At 59.3% G+C, this 16,308-nt stretch carries 23 protein-coding genes and 3 pseudogenes; all 26 read right to left on the bottom strand.

Annotated features, from left to right (window positions below):
- Positions 1 to 7: 7 nt before the first annotated feature.
- Positions 8 to 322, bottom strand: a complete 315-nt coding sequence (sugE, locus tag P6U16_RS02470) for a quaternary ammonium compound efflux SMR transporter SugE (protein WP_277702496.1) — start codon at positions 320 to 322, stop codon at positions 8 to 10.
- Positions 323 to 488: 166 nt separating this feature from the next.
- Positions 489 to 1,794: pseudogene (locus tag P6U16_RS02475) on the bottom strand (replication-associated recombination protein A).
- Positions 1,791 to 3,082: pseudogene (locus P6U16_RS02480) on the bottom strand (DegQ family serine endoprotease). Before P6U16_RS02480 ends, P6U16_RS02475 begins: the two co-directional pseudogenes overlap by 4 nt.
- Before the next feature lie 384 nt (positions 3,083 to 3,466).
- Positions 3,467 to 3,892, bottom strand: coding sequence for a 50S ribosomal protein L17 (gene rplQ / locus P6U16_RS02485; protein ID WP_277702497.1), 426 nt, complete (start codon positions 3,890 to 3,892; stop codon positions 3,467 to 3,469).
- Between the two features lie 127 nt (positions 3,893 to 4,019).
- Positions 4,020 to 5,030, bottom strand: a complete 1,011-nt coding sequence (locus P6U16_RS02490; RefSeq protein ID WP_158475795.1) for a DNA-directed RNA polymerase subunit alpha — start codon at positions 5,028 to 5,030, stop codon at positions 4,020 to 4,022.
- Between the two features lie 98 nt (positions 5,031 to 5,128).
- Entirely contained in the window at positions 5,129 to 5,518 is a 390-nt protein-coding gene (rpsK, locus tag P6U16_RS02495) for a 30S ribosomal protein S11 (RefSeq protein WP_018328263.1), read from the bottom strand.
- Between the two features lie 234 nt (positions 5,519 to 5,752).
- Complete coding sequence (gene rpsM, locus P6U16_RS02500; RefSeq protein WP_071832785.1) at positions 5,753 to 6,121, bottom strand: 30S ribosomal protein S13; 369 nt, start codon at positions 6,119 to 6,121, stop codon at positions 5,753 to 5,755.
- 216 nt (positions 6,122 to 6,337) lie between these two features.
- Positions 6,338 to 6,935, bottom strand: a pseudogene (locus P6U16_RS02505) (adenylate kinase).
- Entirely contained in the window at positions 6,932 to 8,272 is a 1,341-nt protein-coding gene (gene secY, locus P6U16_RS02510; protein WP_277702498.1) for a preprotein translocase subunit SecY, read from the bottom strand. The pseudogene P6U16_RS02505 and the gene secY overlap by 4 nt, the downstream one beginning before the upstream one ends.
- 233 nt (positions 8,273 to 8,505) lie before the next feature.
- Positions 8,506 to 8,976, bottom strand: a complete 471-nt coding sequence (rplO, locus tag P6U16_RS02515; protein ID WP_277702499.1) for a 50S ribosomal protein L15 — start codon at positions 8,974 to 8,976, stop codon at positions 8,506 to 8,508.
- 13 nt (positions 8,977 to 8,989) lie between these two features.
- Positions 8,990 to 9,202 (bottom strand): 50S ribosomal protein L30, encoded by a 213-nt coding sequence (rpmD, locus tag P6U16_RS02520; protein WP_158475802.1) that lies wholly within the window; start codon positions 9,200 to 9,202, stop codon positions 8,990 to 8,992.
- 13 nt (positions 9,203 to 9,215) lie between these two features.
- The gene (gene rpsE, locus P6U16_RS02525) at positions 9,216 to 9,815 is read right to left on the bottom strand and encodes a 30S ribosomal protein S5 (protein WP_277703982.1); all 600 of its coding nucleotides are present in this window, start codon (positions 9,813 to 9,815) and stop codon (positions 9,216 to 9,218) included.
- A 155-nt stretch (positions 9,816 to 9,970) separates the two neighbouring features.
- Positions 9,971 to 10,333, bottom strand: coding sequence for a 50S ribosomal protein L18 (rplR, locus tag P6U16_RS02530; protein WP_277702500.1), 363 nt, complete (start codon positions 10,331 to 10,333; stop codon positions 9,971 to 9,973).
- 12 nt (positions 10,334 to 10,345) lie between these two features.
- The gene (gene rplF / locus P6U16_RS02535; protein WP_277702501.1) at positions 10,346 to 10,882 is read right to left on the bottom strand and encodes a 50S ribosomal protein L6; all 537 of its coding nucleotides are present in this window, start codon (positions 10,880 to 10,882) and stop codon (positions 10,346 to 10,348) included.
- Between the two features lie 41 nt (positions 10,883 to 10,923).
- Entirely contained in the window at positions 10,924 to 11,322 is a 399-nt protein-coding gene (rpsH, locus tag P6U16_RS02540) for a 30S ribosomal protein S8 (RefSeq protein ID WP_071832777.1), read from the bottom strand.
- Positions 11,323 to 11,334: 12 nt separating this feature from the next.
- A complete protein-coding gene (gene rpsN / locus P6U16_RS02545; RefSeq protein WP_277702502.1) occupies positions 11,335 to 11,640 on the bottom strand; it encodes a 30S ribosomal protein S14 in 306 nt (101 codons plus the stop codon).
- 31 nt (positions 11,641 to 11,671) lie between these two features.
- The gene (gene rplE, locus P6U16_RS02550) at positions 11,672 to 12,232 is read right to left on the bottom strand and encodes a 50S ribosomal protein L5 (RefSeq protein WP_277702503.1); all 561 of its coding nucleotides are present in this window, start codon (positions 12,230 to 12,232) and stop codon (positions 11,672 to 11,674) included.
- Positions 12,225 to 12,536, bottom strand: a complete 312-nt coding sequence (gene rplX, locus P6U16_RS02555; protein WP_277702504.1) for a 50S ribosomal protein L24 — start codon at positions 12,534 to 12,536, stop codon at positions 12,225 to 12,227. The genes rplE and rplX overlap by 8 nt, the downstream gene beginning before the upstream one ends.
- 12 nt (positions 12,537 to 12,548) lie before the next feature.
- Positions 12,549 to 12,917 (bottom strand): 50S ribosomal protein L14, encoded by a 369-nt coding sequence (gene rplN / locus P6U16_RS02560; RefSeq protein WP_018328276.1) that lies wholly within the window; start codon positions 12,915 to 12,917, stop codon positions 12,549 to 12,551.
- Positions 12,918 to 13,157: 240 nt separating this feature from the next.
- Positions 13,158 to 13,394 (bottom strand): 30S ribosomal protein S17, encoded by a 237-nt coding sequence (rpsQ, locus tag P6U16_RS02565; RefSeq protein WP_158476865.1) that lies wholly within the window; start codon positions 13,392 to 13,394, stop codon positions 13,158 to 13,160.
- A gap of 12 nt (positions 13,395 to 13,406) precedes the next feature.
- The gene (gene rpmC / locus P6U16_RS02570) at positions 13,407 to 13,607 is read right to left on the bottom strand and encodes a 50S ribosomal protein L29 (protein WP_158476866.1); all 201 of its coding nucleotides are present in this window, start codon (positions 13,605 to 13,607) and stop codon (positions 13,407 to 13,409) included.
- Positions 13,608 to 13,619: 12 nt separating this feature from the next.
- Positions 13,620 to 14,033, bottom strand: a complete 414-nt coding sequence (gene rplP, locus P6U16_RS02575) for a 50S ribosomal protein L16 (protein ID WP_018239489.1) — start codon at positions 14,031 to 14,033, stop codon at positions 13,620 to 13,622.
- 37 nt (positions 14,034 to 14,070) lie between these two features.
- Positions 14,071 to 14,784: a 30S ribosomal protein S3 gene (rpsC, locus tag P6U16_RS02580; RefSeq protein ID WP_071832771.1), complete on the bottom strand. Its 714-nt coding sequence runs from the start codon at positions 14,782 to 14,784 to the stop codon at positions 14,071 to 14,073.
- Positions 14,784 to 15,173: a 50S ribosomal protein L22 gene (gene rplV, locus P6U16_RS02585; protein WP_071832770.1), complete on the bottom strand. Its 390-nt coding sequence runs from the start codon at positions 15,171 to 15,173 to the stop codon at positions 14,784 to 14,786. Before rplV ends, rpsC begins: the two co-directional genes overlap by 1 nt.
- A 2-nt stretch (positions 15,174 to 15,175) precedes the next feature.
- Complete coding sequence (rpsS, locus tag P6U16_RS02590) at positions 15,176 to 15,454, bottom strand: 30S ribosomal protein S19 (protein ID WP_071832769.1); 279 nt, start codon at positions 15,452 to 15,454, stop codon at positions 15,176 to 15,178.
- A 15-nt stretch (positions 15,455 to 15,469) separates the two neighbouring features.
- Positions 15,470 to 16,306: a 50S ribosomal protein L2 gene (rplB, locus tag P6U16_RS02595; RefSeq protein WP_277702505.1), complete on the bottom strand. Its 837-nt coding sequence runs from the start codon at positions 16,304 to 16,306 to the stop codon at positions 15,470 to 15,472.
- Positions 16,307 to 16,308 lie beyond the last annotated feature (2 nt).

A 16,308-nucleotide genomic window follows, 5' to 3' on the forward strand; every position in this document is an offset into this window, starting at 1 on the left:
TACGGATTCAGGCCGTGAGCTTCAGTCCGGCGATCCCCGCAATGATCAGCAGGATGCAGCCGATCCGCATTGCGGTCGCCGGCTCAGCAAACAGGATGACACCGAGAATGACGGTGCCGACGGTGCCGATCCCGGTCCAGACGGCATAGGCCGTGCCGAGCGGCAGGGTGCGCACGGCAAGCCCGAGAAGCACGATGCTTGCGACCATGGAGGCTGCAGTCAGCAGCGTCGGCACGAGCTTTGTGAAACCCTCGGTGTATTTCAGGCCGATCGCCCAGCCGATTTCGAGAAGTCCCGCGACGAACAGATATATCCAGGCCATTTTATAACTCCATCAAAAGGAGCGAGGCCGTCCCCGCGGTCGTTCGAGAATGGCAACTTCGCCACCCCGTGCAGCCGTCTGCATATTGCCTCTATGCCATCGCCGACGCCTTCAGGCAAGCACCGCCCGCGCAACACAGTCATGCTACCCAGGAGCAGCTTGCGCATTACCCGCGTTCTTTCCTGAGCTTTGCCCACCAGTCGAGCCGCTTTCGGATGTCGCGCTCGAAACCGCGCTCCGGCGGATCGTAGAAGGTCTTGCGGCCCATTTTTTCCGGGAAATAATCCTGCCCTGAAAAGGCGTCCGGCTCGTCGTGATCGTAGCGATACCCGTCGCCATAGCCCTCGCCCTTCATCAGCTTTGTCGGGGCGTTCAGGATATGCTTGGGCGGCAGCAGCGAGCCGTGTTCCTTGGCGGCGCGGGTGGCAGCCTTGTAGGCGGTATAGACGGCGTTCGACTTCGGCGCGGTGGCGAGATAGACGCAGGCCTGCGCCAGCGCCAGTTCTCCCTCGGGCGAGCCGAGATAATCATAGGCATCCTTGGCGGCGTTGCAGACGACCAGCGCCTGCGGATCGGCAAGGCCGATATCCTCCACCGCCATGCGCACCAGCCGCCGGCCGAGATAAAGCGGGTCCTCGCCCGCATCGAACATCCGGCAGAGATAATAGAGTGCTGCGTCCGGATCCGAACCGCGCACCGATTTGTGCAGTGCCGATATCAGATTGTAATGGCCGTCCTGGCCCTTGTCATAAACCGGTGCACGACGCTGAACGATCTCTTGAACGGCCGCTGCATCGAAAACCTCGCCCTTGCGCGCCGCGCGCCAGACCTCTTCCGCCAGCGTCAGCACTGCCCGTCCGTCGCCATCGGCCATGCGCACGAGGCTGGCGCGGGCGTCTGCATCAAGCGGCAGCGCCCTGCCCTCGGTCTGTTCCGCGCGGACGAGCAGTTCGGCAAGACTTGCCTCGTCATGCGACTTGAACGTCAGCACACGCGCGCGACAAAAGAGCGGCATTCAGTTCGAAGGACGGATTTTCCGTCGTGGCGCCGACGAGAATGACCGTGCCGTCCTCCATCACCGGCAGGAAGCTATCCTGCTGGGCGCGATTGAAGCGATGGATCTCGTCGACGAAGAGAAGCGTCTGGCGGCCGGACATGCGCCGGGCGCGGGCGCCCTCGAAAACGCGTTTGAGGTCGGCGACACCGGAGAAGATCGCCGAAATCTGCTCGAAGGCCAGACCGGCCTCACCGGAAAGCAGCCTCGCCACCGTCGTCTTGCCGGTTCCGGGCGGCCCCCAGAAGATCATCGACCCCAAGGAGCCGGAGGCGATCATGCGGGCCAGCACGCCGTCTTCGCCTGTCAGGTGCATCTGGCCCGTTACCTCAGCCAGCGTCCGCGGCCGCAGGCGGTCGGCCAGCGGGCGTTTTGCGTCCATGCCCGGCGGCTCGCTCGCCGCGAAGAGATCGCTCACCGGAAGAACTGCCGGATGCGCTGGCCGTTGCGCTCGATCTCGACGCGCCAGAGCGAGGATCGGCGCCGACGACCGTTTCCAGCGTCGCCGACGTATCGATCTCCGTGCCATTGACGGCGATGATGACGTCTTTCGGCTCGAAGCCGACGCGGGCGGCCGGCGATCCCCGGGTGATCTGCGTGATCACCACGCCTTGCGCCGATGTGGGCATGCGCAACTCGTCGGCAAGACGCGGCGAAAGATTGGCAACCACAGCCCCGGCGAAGGGATTGCGCCCCTCGATCAACCGGTCGTCGCGCGGTGAGGTTTCCGGCGCGCGCGCCAGCGTCATCGTCAGGTCGCGTTGCTCGCCATTGTCGCTGACGGTCAGATGGGCGTCATGGCCGATGCCGACCGTGGTCAGGCGGTAGCCGAGCGCATCAGGATGCTCAACCGAGATGCCGTTGACGGCTGTGATCACCTGTCCCGGCTTGATGCCTGCCTGGTCGGCCGGGCCGCCTTCGACAACGGCGCTTACCAGGGCGCCGCGGGCGCGGTCGAGCCCCAGCGCTTCGGCAACCTCGGATGTTACCGGCTCGAAGCTCGCACCGATATAGGGCCGGATGAAGCTGCCATTCCCGCCTTCAGCGGACGCGACGAAGACCTTGACCAGATTGGCCGGGATCGCAAAGCCGACGCCGTTTGAGCCGCCGCCACGCGAGAAGATCGCCGTGTTGATGCCGATCAGTTCGCCGTTCATGTTGATCAGCCCGCCGCCGGAATTGCCGGGATTGATCGCCGCATCAGTCTGAATGAAGAAGCCGAAGTCGCCACTGCTGACCTGGTTGCGCGCCAGTGCCGAGACGATACCGCTGGTGACCGTCTGGCCGACCCCGAACGGATTGCCGATGGCCAGCACCAGATCACCGACCTCGACCGCATCCGAATCACCGATCGGGACGATTTCGAACGGGCCCTCGGACTGGATCTTCAGTACGGCGAGGTCGAGGCGTTCGTCCTTCAGGATGATCTTGCTTTCGAACTCGCGGCCGTCAGCCAGCGCCACCTTGATATCATCAGCGCCCTCGATGACGTGGTTGTTGGTGACGACAATGCCGTTCTGGCCGACGATCACGCCGGAGCCAAGCGACGACTGCTTTTCCGACCTGTTCGGCATCCGCTGGCCGAAGAACTGCTGGAAGAAGGGATCATCAGCAAAGGGCGAGCGGCTCTCGACGGTTTTCTCGGCATAGACATTGACCACAGCATTGGCCGTCTGCTTGACGAGCGGTGAGAAGGACAGTTGCATCTCTGTGCGGCTCTGCGGCACGGCCTTCGTTGCAGCAGCCGGCGTCGTCACTGCACCGGTTGTGATCCTTTCAATTCCGTCCTGGGTGCCCTGCCCGGCGAAACCAAAATGGACTGCACCAACCGCCAGCGCCAAAACCGCGATGCCGGAAACAACAAAAAGACGAACCGAGCCGAATATGCGTGTCATGGGGGTCAAAATCCTGCGATGGGACAACACAGATAGGCTGTCAGGCTTAAAAAGCAAAGACGGCGGAAGCGTGAAAAACTCACGCGGGAGAGCTAAACATCCGCATGTTCAATGCGGGGAATAAAGCCGGCCAAAACGCAGAACAGCCGGGCGTTGCGGCCCGGCTGTTCTTAAAATCCGGCGAACCGGAAAGTCTTATGCGGCTTCGGCAGCTTCGGCTTCAGCAGCAACGCGTGCGATGTCCTTGGCGCCCTTGGCCGAGGTGTCGCGATCGACGAATTCAATGACGGCGAGAGCCGCATTGTCGCCGTGCCGGAAGCCGGCCTTCATGATGCGAAGGTAGCCGCCGTTGCGGGTTGCGTAGCGCGTTGCGATGGCATCGAACAGCTTTCCGACGACAGCAACGTCGCGAATCTGCGAGATGGCCTGACGACGGGCATGAAGGTCACCCTTCTTGCCAAGCGTGACGAGTTTTTCGACGATCGGACGGATTTCCTTTGCCTTCGGCAGGGTCGTGACGATCTGCTCATGTTCGATGAGCGAAGCAGCCATGTTGGCAAACATTGCCTTACGGTGGCTGGCGGTCCGGTTCAGCTTGCGGCCGGCTTTCTTGTGGCGCATGGCTATTCTCCTTTAATGCAGGTTCCCTTGTTATCTGGGCCTGCCGTTTCCTGGCACATACAGGCATCCCTCAGAGAGCCTGCTGTTTGACGGGGAAAGGCAGAGGTTTAACCTGCCTTTGCTGTTCTTAATACTGGTCTTCGTAGCGCTTCGCGAGATCTTCGATGTTCTCGGGCGGCCATGCCGGCACTTCCATGCCGAGGTGCAGGCCCATGGAAGCGAGAACTTCCTTGATTTCGTTGAGCGACTTGCGGCCAAAGTTCGGAGTGCGAAGCATTTCCGCTTCGGTCTTCTGAATGAGGTCGCCGATATAGACGATGTTGTCGTTCTTCAGGCAGTTCGCCGAACGGACGGACAGTTCCAGTTCGTCGACCTTCTTGAGAAGGGCCGGGTTGAACGCCAGTTCGGTAACGGCTTCTTCTTCGGCTTCCTTCTGCGGTTCGTCGAAGTTGACGAAAACGCCGAGCTGGTCCTGAAGGATGCGGGCCGCGAACGCGACTGCATCTTCACCGGTGACCGAACCATCGGTCTCGATCTGCATCGACAGCTTGTCGTAGTCGAGAACCTGGCCTTCGCGGGTGTTTTCCACCTTGTAGGACACTTTCTTGACCGGCGAATACAGGCTGTCGACCGGGATGAGGCCGATCGGCGCATCTTCCGAACGATTGCGGTCCGCCGGGACATAGCCCTTGCCGTTGCTGACCGTGAATTCCATGCGGATTTCGGCGCCCTCGTCGAGGGTGCAGATGACATGGTTCGGGTTGAGGATCTCGATATCGCCAACCGTCTGGATGTCACCAGCCGTTACGACGCCCGGACCCTGCTTGCGCACGACCATGCGCTTGGAATCATCGCCGTCCATCTTGATGGCGATTTCCTTGATGTTCAGCACGATATCGGTCACGTCCTCGCGAACGCCCGGGATCGAGGAGAACTCATGCAGAACGCCGTCGATCTGTACCGCTGTCACGGCAGCACCGCGCAGCGACGACAGAAGCACGCGGCGAAGCGCGTTGCCAAGCGTCAGGCCGAAGCCACGCTCCAGCGGCTCAGCAACAAGGCTAACCTTGGTGCGGCCGGAAGAGGTGAACTCAACCTTGTTCGGCTTGATCAGTTCCTGCCAGTTTTTCTGAATCATATGTTTTTGCCTTCCGTTCGTTGCCACCATCCAATCGTGGCAACCGAGCCTTGAAGCGCCGGAGGGACACGTCCCTGCCGGCTTGACGAATAATGCGATTAAACGCGACGCTTCTTGCGCGGGCGGCAACCATTGTGCGGGATCGGCGTGACGTCACGGATCGAGGTGATCATGAAGCCTGCAGCCTGGAGCGCACGCAGGGCCGATTCGCGACCGGAACCCGGGCCGCAGACTTCGACTTCAAGCGTCTTCATGCCATGTTCCTGGGCCTTCTTGGCCGCATCTTCAGCAGCCATCTGGGCTGCGAACGGGGTCGACTTGCGCGACCCCTTGAAGCCCTTCGAACCAGCCGACGACCAGGCAATGGCGTTGCCCTGTGCATCGGTGATGGTGATCATCGTGTTGTTGAACGACGAATTGACGTGGGCAACGCCCGTCGAAATGTTTTTCCGCTCGCGACGGCGAACGCGTGTGGCTTCCTTGGCCATGGTATACCTTTCGTTGATCTCTGCACCGCCGTAGTTCCAGCGGCTCCACCGGGAAAGACAAGCGCCCTTCCCTGAATGTCAAAAATGCGCAGCGGGAGTAAACCCTGTTGCGCGGCGATATCGTCACTGCCGTGATTCCAGCAGCTCCACCGGACGGGCGCTTCTCGCACCTGTCCGAAACTAGAAAAGAGGCCGGCGACGGGCGCCAGCCTCGAGCACTTCCTTTGCAGGAAATTACTTCTTCTTACCGGCGATCGCCTTTGCCGGACCCTTGCGGGTGCGGGCATTGGTGTGCGTACGCTGGCCACGAACCGGAAGCGAACGACGGTGACGCAGGCCACGGTAGCAGCCCAGATCCATCAGACGCTTGATGTTCATCGAGGTTTCGCGGCGAAGATCGCCTTCTACCTGATAATCACGGTCGATTGCCTCGCGGATCTGAAGAACTTCAGCATCCGTCAGTTGGTGCACACGACGTTCAGCCGGGATACCGACCTTCTCGACGATTTCCTGTGCGAATTTCGCTCCGATCCCGTGAATATAGCGAAGCGCAATTACTACGCGCTTGCTTGTCGGGATGTTGACGCCAGCGATACGTGCCACGCGTATTCTCCTTGCTTCCCGTTGCCATCCGGCAAGAGGTTTTTTCGTTTACACCTCCATCAAGGAGGCGACCATTAAAACAATGTTCGGGACACGTCGAAAACGACCGCACCCGGACTTCGTTGCCCGAAATCCGCGCCGATCGCTTGCATGTCGCGAGTTAGCGCGGTCTTTGGAGGATAAGGCCGAGAAAGTCAACTCCCCGGCCCTCCATTTTTAGGCGTCGGCGGAAGCCGAAGCCAATATTCTGTTGATTTCGGCAGTGACCGTTTCCACTGATGCCATACCGTCAACCGTCCGGAGCTGCCCTGTGGAGGCATAGTGATCCGACAGCGGCGCCGTCTTTTCCCGATACTCCACCAAACGCTTCTTGACTGCTTCCGGATTGTCGTCGGAACGGACCTTGCCGCCTGCAGCCAGCGTCTCCGTAACCCGATTCTCTATCCGGCGCACCAGGGCATTTTCATCAACCTTCAACTCGATGACGGCATCGAGATTCAGGCCCTTGGTCTCAAGCATGCTGGCGAGTGCCACAGCCTGGGGAACAGTCCGGGGATAACCGTCGAGAATGAACCCCTTGGCGCATTCCGGCAGAATCGATCTTGTCGGAGACGATCTCGTTGACGATCTCGTCGGAGACAAGCTGGCCGGCATCCATGACAGCCTTTGCCCGCTTGCCGACATCGCTCTGTTCGGCAACAGCTGCACGCAGCATGTCACCCGTGGAGAGCTGAGGAATGTCGTAAGCTTCCGTCAGAAGCTTGGCCTGCGTACCCTTGCCTGCCCCAGGCGGTCCCAAAAATATAAGTCTCATCGTCCCCTCTTCCCTCCACGCAGCTTTGATTTCTTGATCAGCCCCTCATACTGCTGGGCAATCAGGTGACCCTGTATCTGTGCTACAGTATCAAGGGTCACGCTGACAACAATCAAAAGCGACGTACCACCAAGGTAGAACGGCACGCCGGTCTGCGCGATCATCACTTCGGGAAGAATACAGACGAACATCAGGTAAAGCGCGCCGATCACCGTGATGCGGGTGAGGACGTAATCGATGTATTCGGCGGTGCGCTCGCCCGGCCGAATGCCGAGGATGAAGCCGCCGTGCTTCTTCAGATTGTCGGCCGTATCCTTCGGGTTGAAAACGATGGCCGTGTAGAAGAAGGCAAAGAACGCGATCATGCCGCCGTAAAGCACCATGTAAAGCGGCTGGCCGTGGCCAAGGGCAGCAACGATCGTTGTTGCCCAGCCAGGCAGATTCGACGTGTTGGCAAAGCCTGCAATCGTTGCCGGCAGAAGCAGCAGCGACGACGCGAAGATGGCGGGGATGACACCGGCCGTGTTCAGCTTCAGCGGCAGGTGCGAGGTATCGCCCTGAAACATCTTGTTGCCCACCTGGCGCTTCGGATACTGGATCAGAAGCCGGCGCTGGGCGCGCTCGACGAAGACGATCAGCGCGATGACACCAACGACCATCACGATGATCGCGAGAATCAGCGGGGTCGAAAGAGCGCCGGTGCGGCCGAGTTCGAGCGTGCTGGCCATGGCCGTCGGCAGATGCGCGACGATACCCGCGAAGATGATCAGGGAAATACCGTTGCCGATGCCGCGCGAGGTGATCTGCTCGCCGAGCCACATCAGGAACATCGTGCCGCCCAAGAGCGAGATGACCGTGGAAATCTTGAAGAACCAGCCCGGATCGCCCACAAGACCGTTGCCGCTTTCCAGACCAACAGCAATGCCATAGGCCTGCATGGTGCCGAGCAGCACCGTGCCGTAGCGCGTATACTGGTTGATGACCTTGCGGCCCTGCTCGCCTTCCTTCTTCAGCTGTTCCAGCGACGGGACGACTGAGGTCATCAGCTGGACGATGATAGAGGCAGAGATATAGGGCATGATGCCGAGGGCGAAGATTGCCATGCGCTCGACGGCGCCGCCCGAAAACATGTTGAAGAGACCGAGGATGCCGCCGCTCTGGCCCTGGAAGGCCTGCGCAAAGGCTTCCGGATTGAGTCCAGGAAGCGGAATGTAGGTGCCGAGACGATAAACCAGAAGCGCGCCGAGCGTAAACCAGAGGCGTTTTTTCAGATCTTCCGCTTTGGCGAAAGTCGAAAAATTCAGGTTGGAGGCGAGCTGTTCCGCTGCAGAAGCCATGCAATTCTCCGCGTAACCAATGTTGGAACCCGCGGGGTGACCCGGTCAGCTCCGGTAGAGGTTATGTTCTGTGTGTGAAAACCGGCTTGGAAAGACTGCAGCTGCAATCATACGCCTCACCTGGCTCCCGTTAATGTCAGTGCCCGCGTTGAACGGCCACGAATCCGTGAGGCTCTCATATGGGAGCAAAACCGCCCGGTGTGAAGCACTCCGGGCGGTCTATCGGTAAACTATTATTCAGCAGCGCCCGAAAGCAGCTTGATCGAACCGCCAGCCTTTTCGATCTTTTCGATCGCAGGCTTGGAAGCGCCGGCAACTTCGATCGTTACCTTTGCCGTCAGTTCACCATCGGCCAGAACGCGAACGCCGTCCTTAGCACGGCGAATGACGCGGGCTGCCTGGAGCGACGCTGCATCGATCGTCTTGGAAGCATCAAGCTTCTTCGCGTCGATGGCTGTCTGGATGCGGCCGAGCGACACGACAACAAAATCCGAACGGAAGATGTTGTTGAAGCCGCGCTTCGGCAGACGACGGTAGATTGGCATCTGGCCGCCTTCAAAGCCGTTGATGGCAACGCCGGAGCGTGCCTTTTGACCCTTCACACCGCGACCGGCAGTCTTGCCGGAGCCGGAGCCGATACCACGACCGAGACGCTTACGGTTCTTGGTAGAACCTTCATTGTCCTTGATTTCATTCAGTTTCATGACTGTATCCCCCTCACTTCTCGTCGACAACGCGAACGAGGTGCTGGACGGCCCGGATCATGCCACGAACGGAAGGCGTATCTTCCAGCGTGCGAACCCGGTGCATCTTGTTCAGTCCGAGACCGATCAGCGTCTGACGCTGAACGTTCGGACGACGAATGGGGCTACCGATCTGTTCGACGGTAACCGTTGCCTTTTCAGACACTGTGGTTGCTTTCTTGGCCATTGTTCAGGCTCCCTTATTCTTCGGAAGCAACGCCGGCGGACGTGCGACGGGCCTGCAGAGTGGCAAACTTCATGCCGCGCTGTGCCGCGATGTCCTTCGGGTGCATCTGGTTCTTGAGGGCGTCGAACGTGGCGCGAATCATGTTGTACGGGTTGGAAGAACCCGTCGACTTCGCAACAACGTCGTGCATGCCGAGCGTTTCGAAAACGGCGCGCATCGGACCACCGGCGATGATGCCGGTACCTGCCTTGGCGGCACGCAGCAGAACCTTGCCGGCGCCGTGACGGCCGTGGACGTCGTGATGCAGCGTGCGGCCCGAGCGCAGCGGAACGAAGATCAGTTCGCGCTTGGCGGCTTCGGTAGCCTTGCGGATCGCTTCCGGCACTTCACGTGCCTTGCCGTGACCAAAGCCAACGCGGCCCTTCTGGTCGCCGACGACGACGAGAGCAGCAAAGCCGAAACGACGGCCGCCCTTGACGACTTTTGCGACGCGGTTGATTGCGACGAGCTTATCGACGAATTCGCTGTCGCGCTCCTCACGGTTCTGGCGATCGTCGCGAGAACCTCTTTTTCTTGTGCCATTGTCCTTTTCCTTTTTCTTTTCCGGGTGCAATCGGCAGATTGACAAAAAGTCGCCCCGCCCTCTTTTCAGGTGGCGGAAGCGACGCGCTTATAAAAGCGGTTCGATGATCTGTCCAGACAGGTCCGGGCAGATATCATCTTGAAGTCCAAAGCCACCTTCACGCGTTCCTGTGAACGCGCAGGGCTTTAGAAGTTCAGGCCACCCTCGCGAGCTGCCTCGGCGAGCGCCTTGACGCGGCCGTGATAGATGAAGGCGCCGCGATCAAAGACAACGTCCTTGATGCCGGCCTTCGAAGCGCGCTCCGCAAGGAGCTTGCCTACGGCAGCTGCTGCTGCCGTGTCGGCGCCCGTCTTCAAAGACGTGCGCAGACCGGTGTCGAGCGTCGAGGCAGACGCGATGGTCTTGCCTGCAACGTCGTCGATAACCTGTGCGTAGATGTTCTTCGACGAGCGATGAACCGACAGGCGAAGACGGCCATTGGCCACCTTCTTAACTTGGCGGCGCACGCGGCTGGCGCGGCGCACAAGAGTCTCTTTCCTTGTAGCCATTTCGCGTGCTCCTTACTTCTTCTTGCCTTCTTTGCGGACAATCCGCTCGCCGGCATACTTGACGCCCTTGCCCTTGTAGGGCTCGGGGCCACGGTATTCGCGGATTTCCGCGGCGACCTGGCCGACCTGCTGCTTGTTGATGCCGGTGATGACGATTTCCGTCGGCTTCGGCACAGCAATGGAGATGCCTTCCGGCGTCTGGTAGACGACGTCATGGCTGAAGCCGAGAGCCAGCTGCAGGTTCTTGCCCTGCAGCGACGCGCGATAGCCGACGCCGTTGATTTCAAGCTTGCGCTCGAAACCGTCCTTGACGCCCTTGAAGATGTTTTCGATCATCGTGCGGGACATGCCCCACTTCGAACGAGCATTCTTCGACTGGTCAACCGGGGTCACGGAGACCGCGTTGTTATCTTCCAGCTTAACGAGCACTTCGTCGTTTGCGACGAAGAAAAGTTCGCCCTTCGGGCCCTTGGCAATCACTTTTTGGCCATCAATCGTAGCCGTGACACCTGCAGGAACCGGAACGGGTTTCTTACCGATACGAGACATTGTTCAACCTGTCTGTCCGTTATGGAGGTCACTGCACCGTATTAGAATACGGAGCAGAGAACCTCACCGCCAACGTTCTGTTCACGTGCCTGGTGATCGGCCATCACACCCTTCGGAGTCGAAAGGATAGTGATACCGAGACCGTTCGCGACCTGCGGAATGGACTTCACCGAGACATAAACTCGGCGGCCCGGCTTCGATACGCGGCCGATCTCACGGATCACCGACGCACCTTCGTAGTATTTCAGTTCGATGTTGATCTCGGCCTTGCCGTTACCAAATTCGACTTCGGAGTATCCACGGATGTAGCCTTCAGCCTGAAGGACATCCAGAACGCGCGCGCGCAGCTTGGAAGCCGGGGTCGAAACGACCGACTTGCGGCGTGCAGCGCCGTTACGGATACGTGTGAGCATATCGCCCAGCGGATCTGTCATTGCCATGTGCCCGTCTCCTTACCAGCTCGACTTGACAATGCCCGGCACCTTGCCGAAATTGCCCAGTTCGCGAAGCGCAATACGCGACATCTTGAGTTTGCGATAATATGCGCGCGGACGACCGGTGACTTCGCAGCGGTTGCGAACACGGGTCTTCGACCCGTCACGCGGAAGGCTGGCCAGCTTCAGGGTTGCCTTGAACCGCTCTTCGATCGGAAGAGACTGGTTCATGATGGTTGCCTTCAGGGCAGCGCGCTTGGACGCGTCCTGTGCAACCGACTTACGGCGGCGGTTGTTCTTTTCAACTGCGCTCGTTTTCGCCATTAAACTTTATCCTTCTGCTTGTCGTTACGGCTTACTGGCGGAACGGGAAGTTGAACTCTGTCAGCAGAGCGCGAGCTTCGTCGTCGTTGGATGCCGTCGTGCAAACGATGATGTCCATGCCCCACATCTGATCAACCTTGTCGTAGTTGATCTCCGGGAACACAATGTGCTCCTTGATGCCCATGGCGAAGTTGCCACGGCCGTCAAAGCTTTTCGGATTCAGGCCGCGGAAGTCGCGAACGCGCGGAAGCGCGATGTTGATCAGGCGGTCCAGGAATTCATACATACGAGCGCCGCGCAGGGTAACCTTGGCGCCGATTGGCATGTCTTCGCGCAGCTTGAAGCCGGCGATCGAAGTGCGTGCGCGGGTGATGACCGGCTTCTGGCCAGCAATCATCGCGAGGTCGGCAGCTGCGACCGTAGGCTTCTTGGAATCGGCGGTCGATTCGCCAACACCCATGTTGATGACGATCTTGTCGAGGCGCGGGATCTGCATGACGTTGGAATAGGAGAACTTCTCCTGCATCGCCTTCGAGATACGCTCGACATAAGCCGTCTTCAGACGGGGTTCATACTTCTTGGTGTCAGCCATCGATCACTTCTCCCGAACGCTTGGCCACGCGGACCTTCTTGCCGTCCTCAAGAACCTTAAAACCGACGCGGGTCGGCTTACCGTCCTTGTCTGCAACCGCGAGGTTGGACAGGTGAATGGAGGCTTCCTTGTTGATGATGCCGGCTTCCTGTGCCTGGGTCTGGCGCTGGTGACGCTTCACCATGTTTACGCCACGCACAACGGCACGGTCTTCCTTTGGCATCACTTGAATGACTTCACCGGAACGACCCTTGTCCTTGCCGGTAAGTACGACGACCTTGTCGCCCTTGCGAATCTTTTGCATCTCTATAGCTCCTTACAGCACTTCTGGAGCCAGCGAGATGATCTTCATGTGGTTCTTGGCGCGAAGTTCGCGCGGAACCGGTCCGAAGATACGGGTGCCGATCGGCTCTTTCTTGTTGTCGATAAGAACGGCTGCGTTGTTATCGAAACGGATGACGCTGCCGTCCGGACGACGGATGTCTTTTGCGGTGCGCACGACAACCGCCTTCATCACGTCACCCTTCTTGACGCGGCCCCGCGGGATCGCTTCCTTGATCGAAACGACAATAATGTCGCCGACCGAAGCGTACTTGCGCTTGGAGCCGCCCAGCACCTTGATGCACATGACACGACGTGCGCCGGAATTATCCGCCACGTCGAGGTTTGTTTGCATCTGAATCATGTCAGGTCGCCTTCTTGTTGTGACCGGACCGGTTGGGCCCACTCCTTCAGATGGAGGGCCCCTGTTCCAGCTTCTGAAATTTCTGTCTTGGCGCGGGATCGATCGTGCCAGGGTGGTTTCCTGAAAACAGGACCTTCCGTGCGCTAAAGCAAAAGAACGCCCGAAGTGCGAGCGTTCTTGTGCTGCTTCATACAGATTTTCGCGCCTGGCGCAAGGGCCAGACGCGGATCTCCTGTAAAATTAAGCCTGGGCGGAAACGACCGTCCAGGTCTTGTCCTTGGAGATCGGGGCGCATTCCTGAATGGAAACGGCGTCGCCGACCTTGTACTGATTGTTTTCGTCATGCGCCTTGTACTTCTTGGACCGGCGAACGGTCTTCTGGAAGATCGGGTGCGCAAAGCGGCGCTCGACGAGAACCACAACGGTCTTGTCGTTCTTGTCGCTGACGACGGTGCCCTGCAGAATGCGTTTTGGCATATTCTTAGTTCCTTAAGCCTTGGCTTCTGCCGCCTTCTGGCGGGCAATGGTTTTGACGCGCGCAATGTCCTTGCGGACTTCATTGATGCGCGACGACTTTTCGAGCTGACCGGTGGCCTTCTGGAAGCGCAGGTTGAACTGCTCCTTCTTCAGGTTGGCAAGCTGTTCGTTGAGCTGATCGGCGCTAAGCGCGCGAACGTCGGTGGCTTTCATGGGCTTTACTCCTTACTCTGCAATGCGCTGAACGAAGCGCGTCTTGACAGAGAGTTTCGCAGCACCAAGGCGAAGAGCCTCACGGGCGAGTTCTTCGCTGACGCCGTCGATTTCGAACATCATTCGGCCTGGCTTGACCTTGCAAGCCCAATATTCGACCGAACCCTTACCTTTACCCATACGCACTTCGGTCGGCTTAGCCGTGACCGGGACGTCTGGGAATACACGGATCCACACGCGACCTGCACGCTTCATGTGACGCGTGATCGCGCGGCGGGCCGCTTCGATCTCGCGCGCATTGACGCGGTTCGGTTCCTGAGACTTCAGGCCGAACTCGCCGAATGCGAGGTCGGAACCGCCCTTGGCGACGCCCTTGATGCGTCCCTTGAACTGCTTGCGGTATTTAGTACGCTTTGGCTGCAACATTTTTTAATTCTCCGATATCGGCTGCCAGGTGCGCTGTTTAAGCGTTTTCGCGACGGCGGTTGTTGGAAGCAGCACCCTGTGCATCGTTTTCGGATGCGCGGCGCTCGGAGGCCATCGGATCGTGCTCAAGGATTTCGCCCTTGAAGATCCAGACCTTGATACCGCAGATGCCGAAAGCAGTCTTGGCTTCGGCAACACCGTAGTCGATGTCGGCGCGCAACGTATGCAACGGCACGCGACCTTCGCGATACCATTCCGTACGAGCGATTTCAGCGCCGCCGAGACGGCCGCCGCAGGTGATCTTGATGCCTTCTGCGCCCAGACGCATGGCCGACTGAACAGCACGCTTCATCGCACGACGGAAAGCAACGCGGCGTTCGAGCTGCTGGGCAATGCCCTGGGCAACGAGCGTCGAGTCAAGCTCCGGCTTGCGCACTTCAACGATGTTGAGGTGCGTTTCCGACTTCGTCATCTCGGCGATCTTCTTGCGCAGCTTTTCGATGTCTGCGCCCTTCTTGCCGATGATGAGACCCGGGCGAGCCGAGTGGATCGTGACGCGGCACTTCTTGTGCGGACGCTCGATGACCACCTTGGCGATACCCGCCTGCTTCAGCTCTTCCATGATGAAAGCGCGGATCTTCAGGTCTTCGTGAAGCAGCTGACCGTATTCGGCATTGTCCGCGAACCAGCGGCTATCCCAGGTACGGTTGATGCCGAGGCGGAAACCGATTGGATTGATCTTCTGACCCATTATGCGGCCTCCCCTTTGGCTTCGACTTCACGAACAACGATCGTCAAGTGCGAGAACGGCTTTTCGATGCGCGATGCGCGACCGCGGCCACGGGCGTGGAAACGCTTCATGGTGATCGACTTGCCAACATATGCCTCGGCGACGATCAAGCTGTCGACGTCGAGATCGTGGTTGTTCTCGGCGTTTGCAATCGCGGACTGGAGGGTCTTCTTGACCGTGTCCGAGATGCGCTTGCGCGAGAATTCCAGTTCGGCCAGAGCGCGTTCAACCTTCTTGCCGCGGATCATCGCAGCGACCAGGTTGAGCTTCTGGGGGCTGACACGGATCGTGCGCGCGATGGCCTGCGCTTCATTATCCTTCAGCCGGCGTTCGGCTTTTGCCTTGCCCATGATTACTTCCTCTTTGCCTTCTTGTCCGCACCGTGACCGTAGTAGGTCCGGGTCGGCGAGAATTCGCCGAACTTGTGACCAACCATGTCTTCGTTGACGGAGACCGGGATATGCTTGCTGCCGTTGTAGACGCCGAACGTGAGACCGACGAACTGCGGCAGGATGGTGGAGCGACGGCTCCACATCTTGATCACTTCGTTACGACCGCCTTCACGAACCTTCTCAGCCTTCTTGAGAAGATAGCCGTCAACAAACGGACCTTTCCATACTGAACGAGCCATTGGAGACTTCCTCTCTTACTTCTTACGCTGATGACGCGAGCGCATGATGAACTTGTCTGTCGACTTGTTCGAGCGCGTGCGCTTGCCCTTGGTGGGCTTGCCCCAAGGCGATACCGGATGACGGCCACCCGAGGTGCGGCCTTCACCACCGCCGTGCGGATGGTCAACAGGGTTCATGACGACGCCGCGAACGTGAGGCATCTTGCCGCGCCAACGCGAACGACCAGCCTTGCCGTCGTTGATGTTGCCGTGATCGGGGTTCGATACAGCACCGATCGTTGCAAGGCAGGAGCCGTGCACGAGGCGCTGTTCGCCGGAGTTGAGGCGAAGGATTGCCATGCCCTGGTCACGACCGACCAGCTGCACATAGGCGCCTGCCGAACGGGCGATCTGGCCACCCTTGCCCGGCTTCATCTCGACGTTGTGAACGATCGAACCAACCGGCATGTACTGCAGCGGCATGGTGTTGCCCGGCTTGACGTCGACAGCCTTCTCGGAAGCGATGACCTTGTCGCCGGCAGCGAGACGCTGCGGAGCGATGATGTAGGCCTGTTCGCCGTCCGCGTAGGTGATCAGCGCAATGAAGGCTGTACGGTTCGGGTCGTATTCGAGGCGCTGGACGGTGCCTTCAATGTCGAACTTGCGACGCTTGAAGTCGACCAGACGGTAGGTCCGCTTGTGACCGCCACCCTGGAAACGCACCGTGATGCGACCGAGGTTGTTGCGACCACCCTTCGACGAGAGACCTTCCGTCAGCGACTTGACCGGCTTGCCCTTGTGCAGGCCGGACCGGTCGACGATGACCAGCTGACGCTGGCTTGGTGTCGTCGGATTGAAACTTTTCAATGCCATTT

Source organism: Rhizobium sp. 32-5/1 (assembly GCF_029537235.1).
Taxonomy (GTDB): domain Bacteria; phylum Pseudomonadota; class Alphaproteobacteria; order Rhizobiales; family Rhizobiaceae; genus Pararhizobium.